Source organism: Clostridium sp. 'deep sea' (assembly GCF_014931565.1).
Taxonomy (GTDB): Bacteria; Bacillota; UBA994; order PWPR01; family PWPR01.
Genome location: NZ_CP063353.1, coordinates 142,352 through 161,043, shown reverse-complemented (window position 1 = coordinate 161,043; position 18,692 = coordinate 142,352). Strand labels below are relative to the sequence as shown.

At 30.9% G+C, this 18,692-nt stretch carries 22 protein-coding genes and 1 riboswitch; of the genes, 1 reads left to right on the top strand and 21 read right to left on the bottom strand.

The features are described 5' to 3' along the window. Nucleotides 1-4: 4 nt before the first annotated feature. The 17 genes from IMX26_RS00805 to IMX26_RS00725 all read right to left on the bottom strand — a co-directional run bounded on the left by IMX26_RS00805 (nucleotide 5) and on the right by IMX26_RS00725 (nucleotide 13,995). Complete coding sequence (locus IMX26_RS00805) at nucleotides 5-1,273, bottom strand: S8/S53 family peptidase (protein ID WP_195159828.1); 1,269 nt, start codon at nucleotides 1,271-1,273, stop codon at nucleotides 5-7. A gap of 685 nt (nucleotides 1,274-1,958) precedes the next feature. Then, nucleotides 1,959-2,276 (bottom strand): YbjQ family protein, encoded by a 318-nt coding sequence (locus IMX26_RS00800; RefSeq protein WP_195159827.1) that lies wholly within the window; start codon nucleotides 2,274-2,276, stop codon nucleotides 1,959-1,961. Further along, a complete protein-coding gene (locus IMX26_RS00795) occupies nucleotides 2,257-2,490 on the bottom strand; it encodes a hypothetical protein (RefSeq protein ID WP_195159826.1) in 234 nt (77 codons plus the stop codon). The genes IMX26_RS00800 and IMX26_RS00795 overlap by 20 nt, the downstream gene beginning before the upstream one ends. Nucleotides 2,491-2,610: 120 nt before the next feature. Further along, nucleotides 2,611-3,249, bottom strand: a complete 639-nt coding sequence (locus IMX26_RS00790) for a hypothetical protein (RefSeq protein ID WP_195159825.1) — start codon at nucleotides 3,247-3,249, stop codon at nucleotides 2,611-2,613. Nucleotides 3,250-3,385: 136 nt separating this feature from the next. Next, complete coding sequence (locus IMX26_RS00785; protein WP_243259268.1) at nucleotides 3,386-3,688, bottom strand: nitrous oxide-stimulated promoter family protein; 303 nt, start codon at nucleotides 3,686-3,688, stop codon at nucleotides 3,386-3,388. Nucleotide 3,689: 1 nt separating this feature from the next. After that, nucleotides 3,690-4,316, bottom strand: coding sequence for a hypothetical protein (locus IMX26_RS00780; protein WP_195159823.1), 627 nt, complete (start codon nucleotides 4,314-4,316; stop codon nucleotides 3,690-3,692). A 3-nt stretch (nucleotides 4,317-4,319) separates the two neighbouring features. Next, nucleotides 4,320-5,090 carry a molybdopterin-guanine dinucleotide biosynthesis protein B gene (gene mobB / locus IMX26_RS00775; protein ID WP_195159822.1) on the bottom strand — a complete coding sequence of 257 codons (771 nt, stop codon included), beginning with the start codon at nucleotides 5,088-5,090 and terminating at the stop codon, nucleotides 4,320-4,322. 11 nt (nucleotides 5,091-5,101) lie between these two features. Next, nucleotides 5,102-5,836 (bottom strand): energy-coupling factor transporter transmembrane component T, encoded by a 735-nt coding sequence (locus tag IMX26_RS00770; RefSeq protein WP_195159821.1) that lies wholly within the window; start codon nucleotides 5,834-5,836, stop codon nucleotides 5,102-5,104. Next, entirely contained in the window at nucleotides 5,823-6,473 is a 651-nt protein-coding gene (locus tag IMX26_RS00765; protein WP_195159820.1) for an ABC transporter ATP-binding protein, read from the bottom strand. Before IMX26_RS00765 ends, IMX26_RS00770 begins: the two co-directional genes overlap by 14 nt. Next, on the bottom strand, nucleotides 6,470-7,153 hold the full coding sequence (locus tag IMX26_RS00760) for an ABC transporter ATP-binding protein (RefSeq protein WP_195159819.1): 684 nt from the start codon (nucleotides 7,151-7,153) through the stop codon (nucleotides 6,470-6,472). Before IMX26_RS00760 ends, IMX26_RS00765 begins: the two co-directional genes overlap by 4 nt. 11 nt (nucleotides 7,154-7,164) lie before the next feature. After that, on the bottom strand, nucleotides 7,165-7,686 hold the full coding sequence (locus tag IMX26_RS00755) for a hypothetical protein (RefSeq protein WP_195159818.1): 522 nt from the start codon (nucleotides 7,684-7,686) through the stop codon (nucleotides 7,165-7,167). Continuing rightward, nucleotides 7,686-9,140 carry an alkaline phosphatase family protein gene (locus IMX26_RS00750; RefSeq protein WP_195159817.1) on the bottom strand — a complete coding sequence of 485 codons (1,455 nt, stop codon included), beginning with the start codon at nucleotides 9,138-9,140 and terminating at the stop codon, nucleotides 7,686-7,688. Before IMX26_RS00750 ends, IMX26_RS00755 begins: the two co-directional genes overlap by 1 nt. Next, nucleotides 9,137-9,706 carry an ECF transporter S component gene (locus IMX26_RS00745; protein WP_195159816.1) on the bottom strand — a complete coding sequence of 190 codons (570 nt, stop codon included), beginning with the start codon at nucleotides 9,704-9,706 and terminating at the stop codon, nucleotides 9,137-9,139. The genes IMX26_RS00750 and IMX26_RS00745 overlap by 4 nt, the downstream gene beginning before the upstream one ends. A gap of 97 nt (nucleotides 9,707-9,803) precedes the next feature. Further along, on the bottom strand, nucleotides 9,804-11,348 hold the full coding sequence (locus tag IMX26_RS00740; RefSeq protein WP_195159815.1) for a molybdopterin-dependent oxidoreductase: 1,545 nt from the start codon (nucleotides 11,346-11,348) through the stop codon (nucleotides 9,804-9,806). Then, a complete protein-coding gene (locus IMX26_RS00735; RefSeq protein ID WP_195159814.1) occupies nucleotides 11,341-11,742 on the bottom strand; it encodes an FMN-binding protein in 402 nt (133 codons plus the stop codon). The genes IMX26_RS00740 and IMX26_RS00735 overlap by 8 nt, the downstream gene beginning before the upstream one ends. Nucleotides 11,743-11,910: 168 nt before the next feature. After that, nucleotides 11,911-12,030: riboswitch (molybdenum cofactor riboswitch) on the bottom strand. Between the two features lie 195 nt (nucleotides 12,031-12,225). Next, a complete protein-coding gene (locus IMX26_RS00730; protein ID WP_195159813.1) occupies nucleotides 12,226-13,179 on the bottom strand; it encodes a hypothetical protein in 954 nt (317 codons plus the stop codon). Further along, the gene (locus tag IMX26_RS00725; RefSeq protein ID WP_195159812.1) at nucleotides 13,180-13,995 is read right to left on the bottom strand and encodes a metalloregulator ArsR/SmtB family transcription factor; all 816 of its coding nucleotides are present in this window, start codon (nucleotides 13,993-13,995) and stop codon (nucleotides 13,180-13,182) included. A 147-nt stretch (nucleotides 13,996-14,142) separates the two neighbouring features. Here IMX26_RS00725 and IMX26_RS00720 point away from each other — a divergent pair, with 147 nt between their 5' ends. Then, nucleotides 14,143-14,805: a DNA alkylation repair protein gene (locus IMX26_RS00720; RefSeq protein ID WP_195159811.1), complete on the top strand. Its 663-nt coding sequence runs from the start codon at nucleotides 14,143-14,145 to the stop codon at nucleotides 14,803-14,805. A 70-nt stretch (nucleotides 14,806-14,875) separates the two neighbouring features. On the opposite strand, the gene msrB is transcribed toward IMX26_RS00720, so the two are convergent. From msrB to IMX26_RS00700, 4 genes are all read right to left on the bottom strand, one after another. Beyond that, nucleotides 14,876-15,898 (bottom strand): peptide-methionine (R)-S-oxide reductase MsrB, encoded by a 1,023-nt coding sequence (msrB, locus tag IMX26_RS00715; protein WP_195159810.1) that lies wholly within the window; start codon nucleotides 15,896-15,898, stop codon nucleotides 14,876-14,878. A 120-nt stretch (nucleotides 15,899-16,018) separates the two neighbouring features. Then, on the bottom strand, nucleotides 16,019-16,762 hold the full coding sequence (locus IMX26_RS00710; protein WP_195159809.1) for an ABC transporter permease: 744 nt from the start codon (nucleotides 16,760-16,762) through the stop codon (nucleotides 16,019-16,021). Next, the gene (locus IMX26_RS00705) at nucleotides 16,749-17,480 is read right to left on the bottom strand and encodes an ABC transporter ATP-binding protein (protein WP_195159808.1); all 732 of its coding nucleotides are present in this window, start codon (nucleotides 17,478-17,480) and stop codon (nucleotides 16,749-16,751) included. Before IMX26_RS00705 ends, IMX26_RS00710 begins: the two co-directional genes overlap by 14 nt. A gap of 36 nt (nucleotides 17,481-17,516) precedes the next feature. Then, nucleotides 17,517-18,287 (bottom strand): MerR family transcriptional regulator, encoded by a 771-nt coding sequence (locus tag IMX26_RS00700; protein ID WP_195159807.1) that lies wholly within the window; start codon nucleotides 18,285-18,287, stop codon nucleotides 17,517-17,519. Nucleotides 18,288-18,692 lie beyond the last annotated feature (405 nt).

The window sequence follows — 18,692 nt, the reverse complement described above, 5'->3', positions numbered from 1 at the left end:
GTAACTACTTTAACTTCTCAATTTTTTCTAGCAAATTTTTAGGGTTAACTAATAGACCAAGTTTTTCTTCATTATTGTATTTTAGTATATCCGCTGTATTGGAAGCCTCTTTCCAGAAGGTTTCTGGTGTTACATTTTCATTTACTTGGCAAGCTAAAGCATATAAACCAGCAACATATGGTACAGTCCAACTACAGCCACCAATTCTATTAAAGACATAATCATTATTACCTGTAGGACTAGCAAAACACCTAGAATCCATTGGAACGAATATTGAATCTCCATATTTTAATTTTATTTGATTTTTCCAGTGTTCATTAGAGGATTCATATCCTGTTTTTATAAGTTTTTGCAAGATTTTACCTTCTGTAAATGATGTACTATTATCAGCACTTTTTAAAGGGTCACGTCCCAGACCTGAAAATTTATTACTACCTACAAACACAGTATGAATACCCTCTTTTTCGGCTCGTTTTATTGAATTAAGTACATATTTCTTTCCTTTTCGCCCTGATTTAATACCAAATGAGATTGATATAACTCTAATCTTATTTTCATTTGGTAAAGTTCTATTGATTTCTATAATACGATCAATTGATTTTGAGTACCATTTTAGGTCATGCTCAAACCCACCTTCCTCTTTATAAACACCGTGAGTACAAGCAATATAATAGAGATCTGCTTCGGGTGCTACTCCAACAGTCTTACCAACTGCTATTGATGCCACAGCTGGGCCATGCATAGATGCTGTATCTCCGTTCAAAAGGTGAATCTCTTCATAGAGTTTTAACTGATCTTTATATTCAATGTGGTCAACTAACAGGCTCCCATCAATAATTGCAATACCAATTCCCTTACCAGTAATTCCTTTTTTATGAATATCATATAAACCTAACCCAGGATTTTTACCTAACTCCATAATTTTTTGAGGATCAAATCCTTCAGGTAAATTACTTGGCCATTGTGTTTTACTATCAAAATCAGCATGCATTAAGTCATTATAATTATTACTTAAATCAAGTTTTGTCAAATCACCACTTCTTATATCCACACTGAATGATTTTTCAGATCCATAATATTTTGGCATTTTAGTAATAACTCCACGGTTTATGTATAGGTTTTCAGGTTTAGTTACAATACTCAACTCACCGTTTTTTGAGAGTATAGTATTATACTGATCTTGGTCTTCACTACCTCTTTGGGCATTTGGTTGTTGTGTACATCCGGTTAATAGAATAGACACAACAATAAAGAAACATAATATTTTTTTCATTTTATATCCTCTCTTTTAAAATATGTTTATGTATTTCTCATTTTTATCCCACTCTAATTACCTTTTTAGTTATCATCTTCTTTTGAAACTTAACCCCTGTATACTAAAGTGTAAATTAGTGAAGAATTAAAAATCCTTATATAATAGCTGTGAGTACTACAAAAAAATGTCTCCATAATCACACCCACATCTATGGAAGCTTTTATTATTGCCATCAAAGCAAAAGAAAAATAAGCAAAAAAATATTAGTACTCTCCAATGATATTCTTATATAGTGTTATACCCTAGCATTACCTTATCTTAACAATAATCTTAAACCTTTTAAAAAGGATACGAAGAAAAAAATGAAAATTGAAAATAATATCACTCATTACAGCAACTATCACCATATATGGTTTAATTTTACATAAACCCGTGTAAGTCATTAGGAACAGTGTAATAAAAATAGAATAAAAAAGATTAGTGAAACCACGAAGAACACCAAGAACACGAAGAGTTAAGTAATTTGTAGTTCAATTTAAATATTAAAAGGCTGGCACAAGACCAGCCACTACAACATATACAACATTCGTACATCAAAGAACTTGAAATTTATACTGCGTAAAACCACCTTTAATAACAATCGTCTTACTATCGTTTATTGAAACCACAAATAATACCATAAGCTAGGCATACAAGCAATTTTTTACATGTGAATAAATCTTACAGCTGTACCGTAAACAATTACTTCAGCAGCACCCGACATCACAGCACTTGAGGCGTACCTTATATTAACTACTGCATCTGCCCCTAGCTTTTCTGCCTCTTGCACCATTCTTTTGGTGGCAATTGCTCTAGCTTCGTTCATCATTTCCGTATAGGCCGTAATTTCTCCACCTACTAGGGTTTTAAATCCACTTAAAATATCTTTACCTACATTTTTAGATTGAATTGTAGAACCCTTAACAATGCTTAACATTTCAAACTTTTTACCTTCAATATAATCAGTATTTACTAAGATCATCTTTATCCTCCCTATCAATTTCATTAAATCGCTCTACTAAAGTATAGATTAGTGAAATAATTAAAAATCCAACTACAAAAGCTGCCAATACTACAAAAAATGTTTCGATATTAAATCCAAAAAGCAAAGGTGCTTTTAGAATACTAGCTAAAGCAAAAGAAAAATACGCAATAAATATTGTCACAATTATAGTAGAAACAATTTTTTTACCCATTTTTTTGCCCCCCAATCATACTTATATATTGTTATGCCCAAATAAAACTTGTCTTTAACAACAACCTGAAGTTTTATTTAATTATATTATTAATTTATATCATTAATAACATACCATTATCTATATTAGTTGTTGTAATATTTGTTTAGCTTTCTTTTTTGTTTTAGGACTAATGCTATTAGCACATTGATATATATAGTTTAGTAGTTCTTGTTGATTAGGGTAATTATGATAGGCCATTTCCAGCAACACCAATATATCGTACTTAAGCAGTTCTAGCTGCTTATTTGAATAATCACTTTGTAAGTGAATATAAAGTAATTGGGGTATTACTGCCATAACCAAGTTACTCTTATAATTAAATATCTTAGCTAAGTTTTTAATACAACTTTTTCCTGTATTAAACTTTTTATCGTATATTAATAGTAAATACTCATTAAAAATACTATCTAGCTTTTTTTCTTGATCAACCTTTGCTAAATTAGCAAGTATTGTTAAAGCAATATCTCTATGATAAGAATTTTTATGGTATAAAAGCTTCGCAAAATTGTTAAAATAGCAGTAAAACAATTCCGGAGACTGTAGACTAGCTAAATCTACTACATAATAGCAGTGATAGTAAACCATAATATGTTCATTATTTAGTAAGTTATCTATCACTATATCCCTAGCCACTCCATTAGTAATAACTAAATTAACAAAGTACTGTTTATTAAAATCTTTTTGTTTAATAATGTCAATTAAATTTATCAAGTTCAAGTTTTCACTCCCTATTTAAAAATTATACGTTTATAGAGCTACCATAGTTCATTTTTTACAAATATTTTTAATGTTACATATATAATATAGCTTAATATAACAAAGCTAATACGACATGTGATTGTCCCATTAGCTTTTATTTATAAAACTTTTTAATAAAGTAATGTATAGTAGCAATTGGTTCATAAAACAAGATTCTAGGTCCCGAAAATCTCATTACAGCCTTTATTTTTTCTTGCATATCTTTAGCGTAACACTTTATAGTACAGCGACCACAAGAGGGTTTAGCTTGTTTTAAGGGGCAGCTATCTAATTTTAAATGACAATACTCTAAGAGTTGTAAACACTCACTACAAATATCATTTGGTGGGTGATGGTGTTTGGCACAATATATCTGTATCATTTTACTAACTAGCTGTTTCTCTGTTAGTGATTTCATGTTAGGCTCCATCTCTACGAACTTTAATAAGCTCTAACTCTTGTTTAACTAACATATCAACTTCTACCTGTGATAAACTCAATATTTGCTTAATATGTTGTTTAATAAAATCAGCTACCTTAGTTTTAAAGTGGGTTAATTGAGGTGTGTACATTAAGTACATTGCCACAATTTTTATTAAATCATTAACTATTAAGCCTTGGCAAATATCCTCAAAGTCAATGGCAACTAACTCATTATTTAAGACTAAAAAGTTTCTAAAGTTCATGTCATTAAAACATAAATAATTTTTTTTTATATAGTTTAAATTGCTAAACTGAATAATATAATCACATAGTTTTAGTAACAACTCTTTTGCTTGTTCTATCTTATTATTAGCTTCACATATCTCGAGTTTAGTTAATAAGGTCTGGGCATTTATATACTCAAGATAAAGTGTTGTATTTTCATCATCGTATTTTAGTAGCTGAGGTTTTGATATAGCTTCAAAACAACTGTTAATATAAAATTTTTTCTCTATACTGTATTTGATATTATTATTAAACTGTTTTTTTACTAGTTCTTTTCCATGATATTCTACCAAATACACCCTATTTTTTTTAGACTTAAATCTTTTTAATTCTTTCATAGTTTAGCTCTGTTTATAATTTGATTTATCGTAACCAATTTCTATTTTTATATTAGCGTTATTTTGGTAGCCATCAAGTTCACCAACTACTGCTAATACGGTTTTTTTTACTAATTTAGCCACAAAAGGAACCATTTTTATGTTATTATCGTTTATTTTTAAGGATATATTATTATCGCTTATAATACAATCACTTCGCTTTTTTTCACCCTTTATTATTAGTTCACACATTTTACGACAGTTAAAACCACAGGCTCCACAGCATTTTTCATCAAAATCTGGTAGTATTTCAAAGGCTGTTTTTTCAATTAAGTCTACCAATTCTGTGACATTTGTTAAAGCATTTATTGCTTTTAAACCTTGATATTGCTTTAACTCAGCAGATATCCTGCCAGAAATTGCGAATGCTCTATTATCTATTTTTCCATCAAGGTCCAAGGTGTTTTTGCCTGTAACAATTTTAGGAATATTTGCTTCATCATAACCCTCTACTACTAAATAATCATGGTCGTAAAAACTTGCAATTTTATAAATATCTAATTGATCTTGATATAAAATATCGGTTTCATGTAAACCACGGGCAGTAACTAATTGTGAACCTGCTAGTTTATGCCTATGAGTATTGGTGCCATCTTTATCTATTTTAAATTGCTCAAAATGAATATCTTTTACACTACCAACTGTATAATTTCTGCGCCTTAACTCTTTAATTATTTCTTCTATAGTGGTTGTTTTACCAGACTTTGTAAAGCCTGTAACTGCAAATACTTTCATAATGGCCTCCATTAAATAACTTTTAAGTTTATATAAATTATAGATATGGTAATAATTACACTAATAAACATTACAAAATAATCTAATGATTTTAACTTTAATGAATAAAGGCTTGTTCTACGGGGGTAAGCCCTAAAACCCCTTGTTTCTATAGAAATAGCTAAATACCTAGCTTTGTTTAAGGTGCTAACTATTACAGGTGTAAAAATATAACTATATACCTCTATTTTTTGTTTAAGCTTAAGTCTTTTAATATCTATACCCCGCAATTCTATTGCCCTTAAAGTATCTTGAAACTGTTCCATTAATAAAGGCACAAACTTAATGCCTATTGAAACCATAAAAGCAATGTCATAAGGCAACTTTATTTGAATTAAACCTTGAATTAAATCTCGCATACTAGAGGTAGATATAATAATACCCGATAAAAAAATAATTAAAACTCTCAATAAGTAACCTAAACCTTTTATCAAACCTATATCTGTAAGCAGCTTAAACTTGCCTAAAGCAAAAATAACATTACCATTAGTTATAAATATACTTTGCAAAAGAATAATACCTATTATTAAAAAGAGTATTTTACGCAATTTTTTAAATATAGGCAATACCTGAGCTTTAAGCATTAAGGCAAATAATATTTCTAAACATAAAATAGTTACTAAAACTGCTAGGTTTTCAAATGTTATGGCTAAAGTAGATAAACATACAATAACAAAAAGTTTAGTACGGGGATCAATTTGTGTCATTAATAATCTCCCCTTTACTTAACTCAATTGTTCTTGTTGCATGTTTATTAATAAACTCAGAATCGTGGCTAATCATAAGTGTACCTATCCCTAAACTAGTCATTTTTCCTAAAAGTATACTAAGCTGTTGTTTGCGAAGCGAGTCAAGACCAGTTGTAGGCTCATCTAAAATAAGATATTTGGGCTTATTCAGCATAATAGTAGCTAATGCCAGCCGCTGTTTTTCACCCTGACTCAAAAAATAGGTCTTAGCTTCTGTAAGGTGGTTTAAATCAAATATATTTAGCATATCATCTACCTGCTCTTTACTAATAGGCGCAGAACAAAACCTATTAACAAAGGTTAGTTCCTCTATTACGGTAGGGGCAAATATTTGGCGATTAGGGTTTTGAAATAAATAACCTATTTTTCTGCCAATGTCGGGTAATGTTAATGAGCTAATATTCTGCGAATCAATAACCACTGTGCCTTCTGCTTTAATAATAGCTACAATTACTTTACCTAAGGTAGTTTTGCCACTACCGTTATGACCAATTAATGCTGTAAACTGATCCTGAAATAGTTGCAGGTTAATATTTTTGAGAATTTGATTATTTTTTATGTTATAGTTAACATTTTGCAAGGTTATAAAACTCATTTTTTCATGTCCCCATTAAAGAGTGTGAGTTGTCCATCTTTTAGATGATACACTTTATCTGCTAAACTCAAGTTATTATAATCATGCTCCACCATTATTATGGTAGTTTTATTTTGTTTTAGTTTTTTAATAGCATTCATGATTAACTCTTTACCTTGAGTATCTACCTGAGTCATACACTCATCGAGGATTAAGAGCTTTACATTTAGACTTAAAATAGCTGCAATTACTACCAGTTGTTTTTCTCCACCGGATAAAGTGTTAGGGTTACGAGGTAATAAATGTTCAATATTTAAAAGCTGTGTTACAGATTTTATTCGTTGTTTTATTTCTGCTGGTTCTACACAAAGGTTTTCTGGGCCAAAGGCTATTTCATCTTCAACTCGTGAAAAAAACAACTGGTTATCTGGGTCTTGAAATACTGTGCCTACAATAGTAGCTAGCTCAGATAAATCTTTGCTAGCTATATTAATATTATTAATTTTAACAATACCCGTAAACTCTCCGTTAATTCTTTGGGGAATTAAGCCGTTTAAAACATGCATAAGAGTAGTTTTACCACAACCACTTAAACCAACTACTCCAATTACTTCACCTTGTTTTACTTGAAGATTTAGGTTGTTTAAAATAGGTATGTTACTGTTTTTATAATTAAAGCTAACATTATTCACATCAAGCATAATATTTTTCCTTATTTAATATCAACAGAAACAGCATACTTACACCAATGTTGACTAAACTGATCCTTACTAATTATCATTTGATACGGACCTTTGCCACCAGATTGTTTAGTCCCTATTAACTTACCTTCACGTTTATAGGCTAAGTAGACATTGCCTTCTTGATTAAGTTTTTTCATCTCTACAACAGAGGCATAACCATCTACAGCCATTACAGTTGCCATAGTTTTTCCTTCTAAAGAAACTCCCGCTTTTTCAACAATAGTTTTTAACAATACCCCTGTATATTCATATTCTATAGGAGGTTTACCATTGGTTTTGTAATTTGCTTTAAAAGTTGTCTCTCCCATTTCACTAATTTGGGGCATGGTAAATTTAGCAACCTCTTGACCATTTTCCATAACAATAAACTCGGCATTATCTATAAGGGTTTGTTTTTTTGCTGCATTATCACGGTTTAAAAATGCCATTATAGCAACAACACCTACCAATAAAACAATAGCAAATATAACTAACTTGTTGCTTTTTTTCACTAGTTTTTTCCTCCCTCAAATACTGCATAAGGAATAAATAAATCCTCTGCTCTAAACTCTCCATGGCTACCACCATCTGCTGTAGTATGCATACCATGATCAGCAACTAAAATTACTTTACCACTCCATTTTTCAACCAATGTTTTAACATAAGAATCAATTAATTTAATATTGGCTAGTGTTTTAGCGTTCATATCACCATAGTTATGACCATAGTCATCAACACTATGAAAATGTACAAAAAATAAATTATATCCTTGATCAATTTCTGCTAAAGCAGTATTATAAATTTCATCATCATTTGAGCCACTATTGTTAAGGTCAATATTTAAGGTAGGCATTAAATTAGTCTTTAAAATATTTATATTGCCCTCTATTAATATGGCTTTTTTATTTAACTCACTAGCTTTGTCAAATATGGTAGCTACCTTTAACTCCCGATAGTCTCTATTTAACACACCATTTACTTTGGGTGGTTCACCAGTAATCATTGCAGCAAAACCAGCATTGGTAACAGGTTTAAATACAGTATTTGCTTTTTTTACATTTTGCAAATTGGCAATAAACAAATCTTTATTATCCTTAATTGTTAAATACTGATTATAAGAAAATCCATCAATAAATAGTACCATTACATCGGTATTTTGTTTTAAATAATGTAGACTATCATTAAAGCAATCCATTACAGTGGTTTGAGGAGGGTTAACCATTATACCCACTATATCTCGATATGTTTTATCTTGCGTAATGTAGTTAATACCTTTATCACTTACTTCAACTAAACCATTACAAGTAATATACTCATACTCACCTTGACTATCCATAACTAACGTGCTTTTAATAGGCTCTTTAACAAAATTAGTTAGCTCTAAAACTTTACGTTGCTGCATTACATCTACTGTATATACGGCTCCATCAGCCTCTTTACGTGAGATACCATCCGAAAAATTTTGAACAGTATAGGGCATTGTTAGTAATTGACCAGTAGAGTAATGTATGGTTTTATTTGCTACAATTATATTAAGACCCTTTTCATAGTTTTTTTCTTGTGAGCTATTAACAATAATCATTTCACTGATATTTTTTATGCCACTATTTACAGGGTGTTTTTTAGATATATATACCCATTTTTTGGTAGGTGAGTAGCCTATATACGTATTACTCATGGTTTTTGCAGTTAACTTTATGGTAAATCTATCAACTGCCTTAAAATATATCTCGCTCTCTGAGCTAAGCAACTCTATTTTATTGAGTAAATCCTGTACTTTAATTGCCATTATTTTTTCGCTATTGTATTCAATTTTTTCTGTTTTAAGCTCTTCCCAAATGTCATTTAACTTTATAACTTGGCTAATATCTCCCCTAATTGTTAAGTCTGGTAAAACATCATTACTTGATTTACAACCTGTAAACAACAAGAATATGGTAATTACTATTATTAAAGTTTTTTTCATTTATTTACACCTTCGTATCGATCAAATCCTAAGTCTGCTATTTTCTTGGAGATATAATAAGCAATAATCCCGCCTAATCCTCCTGATAAAGCCCCACTAGCTAAACTCAATGTTAAAGGAATCGCTGGCAACCTGAAAAAGACTAGGTTAGATAAATATGTGCCACTTAAATTGGCAATTATACCTGCTACAAAAAAATCTAAAGGTATAGTTATTTGTCTTCTAAATACTAAAAAACATAAGTCAACCATTAAACCAGGCAATGTATAGGTTAATACACTTATCGCTCCATGGCTACCAAATGACCCCATTATCATAATCATTAATGACTGGGCAAAAGCAGTTAAGGTAGCTGCTCCTCTTTTATTAACTAAGGCAGCTGCTAACACTATCCACATCATATAAAAGCCACCTGCAACTGCACCACCCGGTATAAAAAGTGGAGCTGTAATCATATGCGCTAGGGGTACTACTATTGGCTTTGAGGCTAAACCTAAAGCCGCCATTAAGGCTATTATGACAATCTCAAATATACTAAAGTTACTAATTATACCTTTGCTTTTCATTACTCACTCACCCATTTAGTGTAGCTATTTTTTTTACAACTTTTAAAAATATCAACAGACGTAATTTTTCAATTACATCTGTTGATTGTATGTTTGTTTACTTTACAGTAACTTTATTTACACTTTTTATCCATTTTGTAGCAAACTGTGAATCTTGCACCAAACGCACTAAATCTTCATCTTTCATAGCCTCATCATTTTTGGCTACTGCAAAAATAGTATTTTCAGTTATTTCCTCTTTGCTAAACTCTAATGCATAACCATCACTAGCTGTTAAAACCAATTTATTAAAGTCTGTAACCTTTAAAAACTTTAATATATCTAACACTCGATAACCGGAATAACTATCTTTAACTTCTTTATCATTTTTAGTAATAGTTGTATCGATATTTACTAACTCTAGTTTGCGCTCAGCTCTATCACTGGTAAACTCAAAAGAGCCATCACTTAATCCCTCAAACATAATAGACCATTCACCTGCAACAGCATCTGAACCAGTAGGTGTTGAGTCGCTTTTTGCGGTAGTAGCTATCGCGTTTTTACCATCACCTTTGCTAAAGCTGTGAATATATTTAACTGTTGTAGATTTTGGCATGGTTTCATCAAATGTTATTTTATATTGACCCTTGTCATTAATATATAAAATACCATGCTCTAAGCTTTCTTTAGTTACCTCAACTGCATAACCATCATCTGCTGTTAACACATAAAACTCTTCGTTTAAATTCACTAACTTCATTACCTCTTCAAGCTTAGCACCGGTAGTGCCATTAACGTCTCGTGTTGGTAAGGTGGCAATAGCCTGTTCAGCAGATAAAAATACTTTATTATTAGTACTAACTGTAACAATATTTTTAACATGCATGCCTTTTGGCAAATCTGGTGAAAGGAATAATGGCCTTGCTTCACCCGTAATTTTAAAGAAACCAGTAGTTAAAACATTGTTTTTTTCTGTTTTAACAAAGTTTTCGGTAGCAATAATTTTAGCACTTAAATCAGCACTTACATTATACTTGGTAAACAAATCTGCTACTTTTATAGCTTTATCGGTACTCTCATAATAAGTGTAGTCGTGTTGTTCTAGATGTTTAGCCTCTGTCTCTAAAATAATGACTTTATCAACTTTCTCTACTTCGCCATTATTGGGTGCAGTATTCAATTGAATTTCAACTAAATTAGATACAAAGTACATAGAACGGACATCATCTATAGCAGGTCTTAGTGGTTGTTTCTTTTCTTCAAGAGGCTCACCATTAAATTCATAGCCTAAAATAATTTCTTTTTGTGAAATTATTTCTTTAGGAACATCTATTTGATAACCATCACCAGCTATAAATCTAATAGAATGGTAGTCCTCTCGTTTTAGGTTTTTAGTTGCTAATAAAGTGTTTAATAAAACACCTTTAACTTCACTTGTTAATTCTTCACCACTAGAGCTTACTGATTTAACTGTTTTTGTTACAGACTTCATTTTAAATATATCATTAAAAGCAATCTCAAAACTGGTATCGCCATTAACTATTTTTAGGTTACCATCATACTGAAATACTACATCTGTCTGCTTATTAGAACATGCTGCTAAAGAAAATACTAAAATAATTGCTAAAAATAAAGAAACACTCTTAATTATTCTTTTATTCATCTTTAAGTCCTCCGTAATTATCTATACATAAATTGACACCATCAACAACAGCTTGTGAAGATATTGTTGCCCCTGTAACAGCAACAACATCGTTAGCATTAACTTTATTTATTTTTATTAGATTAAGCTTGGGAGTAATAGGCAAACATAAGCGATTTAAAAACCATTGTTCTTTAATATATCCACCATAGTCCTCGGTTTCATGCTGGCTAAGTATATTTACCTTTTCTACATAATTATTATTTATAGCTACTAAAAGCTCTATTGTGCTTTTGTAACCTTCGCTATGAACTATTTGCACGATACTGCCCTCTTTAGTTTTATAGACTCGAATAATATTACTTGTTTCGGCCTTTTTAACTCTATGGACTACACTATAGCCTTGCTCTTTCATAACATCTTTATAAGAGTCTGTATTACTATAGCAAAGTATTAATACAGTAAACAATATTGTTAAAACTAAGGCAATATAAAATGGCTTTTTAGTTATGTTTCATTCCTCCCCATTAATAATTAAAACCAAAAAATCTTCCAAAAGGAAGATTTTTAACAAACAAAAAATTGCTATTTGTTTAAATTTCCTTTCCACACTGGGAGGCCTAATCGTTTCCAATTACACCCTATCGGCATATGAATCATGTGTTAAACATTTAGACTAATATGCTCGGAATCATTGATTTTTTAGTTTTAGATATCTTAATACTATAATACAATAACAAATATTATAGTATTTATTGCTTAAGTACAACGAAAAAGGAACATGTTATACAAAGCAGACATTACTATATTCTCTTTAATAACAATATTCCCTTTTAGCTTATGAGATTTTATTTATATTTAATTTTCTTTTACCGATTTATACCACAAGAATTAGCACTTACAATAGCTTATCAGCTTTTAACTCTGAGTACCACTTTGCAAACGAAGTAAATATGTCATTGCTTTGTGTTTGGTTTATACGCCAATTGTATAATTTACTTAAATTCATTCCTTTAATAAATGGGTCATAATCAATATTTATTACCCGAGGTTTACGGTAACATATTTCGTTTTCAATTAGTTTAATTATAGCTAAATAATCATCAATAAATAGCTGTTTAGTGGCTGGATTATTGGCAAAATTATGGATACCATACATTCTAACACCTATTTCATGAAAACAAGAATTGATTAAATCTTGTTCATTAATATTTGATGATATAACTACTTTTTCGGGTCCTAAGCTACTAGCCATAGATTTTGTTTGAGAGCAAAAAACAATCTCAAACTTGTTATAGGGATAACTTATGCCTAAGTCAGTTTTCCATTTACTAAATGGTTTTAGTTTATTAAGTAGCTTGCTCACTGAGTTTTGCTTTTGTAGATTTCTATTTTGATAATATATAGGGCTATAATCATTCCAGATATCTTGCAAATAATCCAAAAATTTTTCAATAATTAGTATTGCTTTACTTTTATTTAATTTTAATTTTTGATGTAAATAATTATTCCAAGGCTGAGTATACCATAACTGCCAATAGGCTGTTTTAATAGGCCAGGTCTTTAAAAAATAAGTAATTGTACAATCTTCAATATACTGTTTAATACCAGTTAAAACCTTTTCAAAGTCAGCTGGACTAGCATCTAAATAGCCCGGTATTTGATACAAAAGTGAAAAAATAGGACCACCCGCCATTGGTGATTTAAAAGCAAATTCATCACCTAAAGCAGCTAGTTGCTGTCCAAAGCTTAGGTATTGGGGAATTATGTCCGACTTAACCAAACCTGCTTGTTTTAATCCGTAATAACAACACGATACATACTGAGATGAACTAACTTTTATTATTTTCATTTATTTCACCTGCCTTATTAATTTTAGGTAATTAACTAATAAATTCATTCGAGATTTTTCCAGTGAAAATGTTACCTGTCGCCCATTTCTATAACGAGATATAATTCCAGCCTGCACTAAGGTATTTAAATGATGAGAAACTGTAGCCGGTTTTAAACTTACTCTTTCAGCAATTTCTTTGCTCTGAATTTTTGGATGTTGGCAAATCAATTCTATAATAGCTAATCTCTTTATTTCACCTAAAGCGCTAAAACCTTGAGCTATAATATTAGTTGGTGTATTTACACTTTTTTGCTTAGCAAGTCCAAGCAATATATAGGCATTATTATTAATGAAGTTAAAGCCAATTTGTGGGTAAATATACAGTGATGGTATGATAAAAACCTTTTTAGATTCTAAAATTAAATCGTAATGCTGTTTGCTAACTTTTTGACCTGTTTCATTTTCAATAAAACTAGGTACCTCAGCTATGCTATTTATGCAGGTTTCTTGCCACCACTTAATATAAAAATGTTTGTTCTTAGTTAAGGCTAAATAATTTTTATTAACCATGTTATGTAATAACGTAAGCAATTTATGTTTAGATTTTGAGTTATCATCGTTAATAAACTCCCCTTTAATAACTTCAATTAAATTTTCTTCTGCAACTTCAAGATTATTTTTAGGAATAAAACTTGATATTTCAGTTAATATACTATTATCTATTTCTTCTTCGTTTTCAAAAAATACACCTGTATTTTGTTTTGCTAATAAATACAAAAACAAGTCTAAAACAGTTGATGTTTTAAGCTCAACATGTAAATTACTAAAAATCATGACATCACTCCTTAATTAGATATTCATCTAATTATCTAATTAATTTAAAAATACTCTACCTAAAACAAAATGTCAATAATGATTGTGAATTTTTTAATTATTCTTGTATAATAATAATATCTAACACTATGAAAGTAGGAATTAAGCTTGAATCAATTTATAGAAATAATAAACCTAAAGATTAATGAGCTACCTAAACGTAAAAAACCCAAAACAGGTGATGTTAGGGCATTATCTGCAAAGATTTTTAAAACCATAGAAAATAAAAGTATAGAGAATGTTTTTAGGTTATGTGAGCAGTTGTTGGAGCAAAAAAGCTGGGCTTTAGCTGTTATTGCTTACGATTGGGCATTTAGAATGAAAAAGAGCTATAATGATAGTACCTTTAATATATTTGAAGACTGGCTACATAAATACGTAGTGGATTGGGGCGACTGTGATGACTTTTGCACCCATGCTTTTGGAGAACTGGTAAGCCAGCGTAATCAATATTTTGATAAAATACTAAAATGGACAAGCAGTGAGAACTTTGCAGTAAGAAGAGCTGCAGCAGTTGTATTGATATACCCTATCAACAAGGATAAATACCCTAGTATTAACCCTCTATTAGTATCGGATATTTTAATGCACGATACTCATTACTTAGTACAAAAAGGTTATGGCTGGATGCTAAAAGTATTATCTGTTAAAGAACCCGAAAAGGTTTATAAATACTTAAAAAAGCATAAAACAACTATGCCAAGAACTGCCTTTAGATATGCCTTAGAAAAATTAGCTAAAGATCGTAAAAAAGAGCTAATGGCTAAGTAACTAAATGTAACACACTTATGTCTATAATTAAGGGTCAGTATGCAAACTGACCCCTACAAATAATAAACTTTTAAGTGTTTTTTAATAATGAAACAAAATCTTCATAACCTTGCTCTACCATTTTTTCTAGTGGCACAAAGCGTAGTGATGCACTGTTTATACAGTACCTCATACCACCTTTAGATTGTGGTCCGTCATTAAAAACATGTCCTAAATGGCTATCACCAAACTTACTTCTTATTTCTGTTCTATTCATACCATGGCTTTTGTCTTTTTTTTCTGTTACTGAATCTTTTATTGCTCTTGTAAAGCTAGGCCAGCCACAACCTGAATTAAATTTATCTTTAGATAAAAAGAGTGGTTCACCAGTTACTATATCTACATAAATGCCCTTTTTACTAAAATTATTATACTCATTATCATAGGGTCTTTCGGTAGCATTTTGCTGGGTTACTTTGTATTGAATGTCTGTAAGTTTTTCTCTAAGTTTATCGTCACTTGGCTTATTATATTTATTGTTACTGTCTTTATCACTGATATTTGCTACTGAAGATATATCTATATGGCAATAGCCTTTAGGGTTTTTCTCTAAATACTTTTGATGATATTCTTCAGCCAAATAGTAGTTTTGCAGTGGTTTAATATCAACTACTAGAGGCTTAGTATATTTTTTTTGCTCTCGTTTAAGGGCTTCTTTAATAACAGGTAAATGAACTTCACTGTTATAGAATATACCTACCTGATACTGGGTTCCTACATCATTACCCTGCTTATTTTTAAGGGTTGGATCAATTATATTAAAAAAATGATGTAATAATACAGCTAAGCTTACTATGCTTTTATCGTATTTAACATGCACTGTTTCTACATGACCTGTACGGGCTATTTCTTCATAAGTAGGGTTTTCGGTTGTGCCATTGGCATAGCCAACTGTGGTTTCATAAACCCCCTTTACTCTGCTAAAATAAGCCTCAACACCCCAAAAACAGCCACCTGCTAGGTATATTTCTTGTTTGTTTTGTTCTTCAACCACGTAATTGTTGATTTGTTTACTTTTAGGTTTTAATCCAAAGAATTTTTTTAAATTAAACATTAGCAATCACCCCATAAATATAGTTATTCCCCGTATAGTATTTATTATAGGAGTATTATTTATGAATAATTTATGTATTACTATATAGTATGATTGTTAAATAGAATAAACCTTGAACCGTTACTGCCATCTAAAAAATTTCACCGAAATTGTAATACAAATAAATGCAATAGCTGTCATTATTACAATTGGCAGTAAAACATTATGCATGGGTAAACCTAATGATGTAGCTTTTAATATTTTAATACCCTGTGTGAGGGGCAATATGTCGGCTACTTTTTGCATATTACTGGGCATTGCTTCATAGGGAAGTGTAGCGCCCGTAAATATTAACATTGGAAAATATAACACACTAGCTACAACACTTGCTATTTTGCTATTGGCAGCAATGCCACCCACCATCATACCAATGCTAAACATACACAGCATCACCAAAAAGTAACCACCTAAAAACTGAAGCCATGACCCGCTTAGTTGATATCCATACATAATTTTAGCAGTGAAATAAACCATTATTAGTGATAATAAGGAGTAGATTGTGTAAATTACAACTTGGACTATTAAAATCATTGCTGGGCTGGTGGGTGTGACCTTAAATCGTTTGAGAATTTTCTTGTTACGATAATCCGAAACAACTAATGGTAAACCCATAACACCTCCAGCACAAATGGCAATGGTAACAACTGCACCGAATGACTGCTGCAAAAATGTATACTCTGCTCCCTCAAAAGCTGGCTTATTACCATAGATAACTCCAAGAATAACCATTACCACTACAGGAACACAGAGTGCAAAAATAACCATATCCATTCCACGTAGAGATATCTTTAACTCGCTTTTAAGCATAGTACTAAACGTTTTCATATTCTGTCTCCTCCTCTGTATACCAAAGGTAAGCGTCTTCTAATTTTTGATATGGACTATTTTCTATTGCTTGTTTTACTGATCCCGTAAATATTAATTCACCTTTTTTTAAAATAGAGATATGGTCACATAATACCTCTACCTCATCCATATAATGAGATGTAAGAAAGATAGTTAGTCCTTTTTCTTTTAATTTTAATAAACTATTCCAAATATCTCTTCTTGCTCTTGTATCAAGCCCGGTAGTTAGCTCATCTAAAAACACAATTTCAGGGTTGGGTATGAGGGCAAGGATAATAAACAAGCGTTGTTTTTGACCTCCCGATAATTCACTTACCAAGCTGTTTTTCTTATCTACCAGGGCAAATTGCTGTAATAAGCATTGATAATCTGTTGTATTTTTATAAAGAGAGGCAGTTACCTCACATAGCTCAGAAACTGTAATTTTATCTTGGTAACAGTTTTCTTGAAATTGAACAGCTACTCGCTCATAGAGTTTTTTCCTATCTTTTAAGGGATCCATGTTTAGTATGCTAACAAAACCACTATCAAACTTTTTTGTACCTAAGATACATTCAATGGTAGTACTTTTGCCTGCTCCATTAGCACCTAAAAGTGCAAATACCTCACCCCTATTAACTTTTATTGAAACATCTTTAACAGCAGTTAAATCACCATAAGACTTCACTAAATTATTTACCGTAATAACGTTTTTCATATGCAAAACCCTCCTTTAAAAAAATTATAACACCATTTAAAAGCTTGGTGTTATAGTGGAGGGTTGAGTATTTTTCTTTAGTTTTTTTAGTAGTATTAAAATTGTTTTGGCATCGATTATTGTATTTTTTAATGAAACTAACAATTTGTCACAAACTGAAATAATGTCTTCATTGCAGTTTGGAGTATTAAGAACTTGACCTATATTAACATCTACTTGCGTAGCTATACTGTTTAGCAGTCGATTAATAGCACTTAACGAATAATTGGCACATCTTAATGTGCGTATAATTTTAAGCCTAGCAATATCATAATTGTCGTAAATTCTATATCCATTTCTTGCTCTTTTAACAGTAATTAAGCCATTAAGCTCCCAATTCCGTAAGGTATCTACTGTTATATCTAGTAAATTAGCAACCTGCTTTCTTGTAAAAACAATAGTTTTATCATAACTATTAAAGCCCTGCATAATTTTCTCTACAATCACTATTGCTTGCCTTGCCTCACTTGCCTCATTTTGTAGCTTATCTATATATTGTTTTGTTTGTGATATAGCTTTATCAAAATCTCTCTTAGCTGTTAACTTAATAATATTAATAGCTTTTTTTCTAAGCCCATTTTGCAAAAGCTCACCTTTTAAAGCCAAACGAGCAATTCTCATTTGCTCAAGGTGAATTTGGGTAAACACCCGATAGCCATTTTTAAGCCTTTGTGGCTTTTCAATAAAGGCAATGCGCTCGTACAACCTCACTGTGTTAGGATGTACACCTATAATTTTAGCTATTTCATGTGTTTTATAAGTTTTCATCCAAATAATACTCCCAAATATTATTGCTATTATATTTATGATTATCTCTTAACTGGTATATTTGAAGGTTCTCCTAGTCTATCATACAATAACTACATTTACTGCCCTACTGTATTCAAAACTATTTCTAAAACAAAGCTTTTTTAAAGCTAAGAGGCGTAACCTATTGGCGTGAAGTACAGCTAATAGATATGCCTAAGGAGGCGAAGTGTAAGATTGAGTAAAGTGGCTGGTTATTTTCAATTTTAACCTCCAAGTGAATTCTTTTTTAGGGGTTGGTTTCCATGCCAACCCTTTGATTGTTAACTAGTTAAAGTATCAGTATTTCTTTTTAGGTCTTTCGTTACGTTTTATTTAGTTTTGGAACACAGATTCATTTGCAATTATATCTCCATTAAGGACATA

What these genes read in the sequence shown, in the direction of transcription:
- IMX26_RS00730 (WP_195159813.1), bottom strand. Translation starts at nt 13,179, where the DNA reads ATGAAAATAATAAAAGTTAGTTCATCTCAGTATGTATCGTGTTGTTAT.
- msrB (WP_195159810.1), bottom strand. Translation starts at nt 15,898, where the DNA reads ATGTTTAATTTAAAAAAATTCTTTGGATTAAAACCTAAAAGTAAACAA.
- IMX26_RS00745 (WP_195159816.1), bottom strand. Translation starts at nt 9,706, where the DNA reads ATGAAAAGCAAAGGTATAATTAGTAACTTTAGTATATTTGAGATTGTC.
- IMX26_RS00705 (WP_195159808.1), bottom strand. Translation starts at nt 17,480, where the DNA reads ATGAAAAACGTTATTACGGTAAATAATTTAGTGAAGTCTTATGGTGAT.
- IMX26_RS00795 (WP_195159826.1), bottom strand. Translation starts at nt 2,490, where the DNA reads ATGGGTAAAAAAATTGTTTCTACTATAATTGTGACAATATTTATTGCG.
- IMX26_RS00710 (WP_195159809.1), bottom strand. Translation starts at nt 16,762, where the DNA reads ATGAAAACGTTTAGTACTATGCTTAAAAGCGAGTTAAAGATATCTCTA.
- IMX26_RS00785 (WP_243259268.1), bottom strand. Translation starts at nt 3,688, where the DNA reads ATGAAATCACTAACAGAGAAACAGCTAGTTAGTAAAATGATACAGATA.
- IMX26_RS00740 (WP_195159815.1), bottom strand. Translation starts at nt 11,348, where the DNA reads ATGAATAAAAGAATAATTAAGAGTGTTTCTTTATTTTTAGCAATTATT.
- IMX26_RS00735 (WP_195159814.1), bottom strand. Translation starts at nt 11,742, where the DNA reads ATGAAAGAGCAAGGCTATAGTGTAGTCCATAGAGTTAAAAAGGCCGAA.
- mobB (WP_195159822.1), bottom strand. Translation starts at nt 5,090, where the DNA reads ATGAAAGTATTTGCAGTTACAGGCTTTACAAAGTCTGGTAAAACAACC.
- IMX26_RS00765 (WP_195159820.1), bottom strand. Translation starts at nt 6,473, where the DNA reads ATGAGTTTTATAACCTTGCAAAATGTTAACTATAACATAAAAAATAAT.
- IMX26_RS00725 (WP_195159812.1), bottom strand. Translation starts at nt 13,995, where the DNA reads ATGATTTTTAGTAATTTACATGTTGAGCTTAAAACATCAACTGTTTTA.
- IMX26_RS00700 (WP_195159807.1), bottom strand. Translation starts at nt 18,287, where the DNA reads ATGAAAACTTATAAAACACATGAAATAGCTAAAATTATAGGTGTACAT.
- IMX26_RS00770 (WP_195159821.1), bottom strand. Translation starts at nt 5,836, where the DNA reads ATGACACAAATTGATCCCCGTACTAAACTTTTTGTTATTGTATGTTTA.
- IMX26_RS00805 (WP_195159828.1), bottom strand. Translation starts at nt 1,273, where the DNA reads ATGAAAAAAATATTATGTTTCTTTATTGTTGTGTCTATTCTATTAACC.
- IMX26_RS00750 (WP_195159817.1), bottom strand. Translation starts at nt 9,140, where the DNA reads ATGAAAAAAACTTTAATAATAGTAATTACCATATTCTTGTTGTTTACA.
- IMX26_RS00760 (WP_195159819.1), bottom strand. Translation starts at nt 7,153, where the DNA reads ATGCTTGATGTGAATAATGTTAGCTTTAATTATAAAAACAGTAACATA.
- IMX26_RS00800 (WP_195159827.1), bottom strand. Translation starts at nt 2,276, where the DNA reads ATGATCTTAGTAAATACTGATTATATTGAAGGTAAAAAGTTTGAAATG.
- IMX26_RS00780 (WP_195159823.1), bottom strand. Translation starts at nt 4,316, where the DNA reads ATGAAAGAATTAAAAAGATTTAAGTCTAAAAAAAATAGGGTGTATTTG.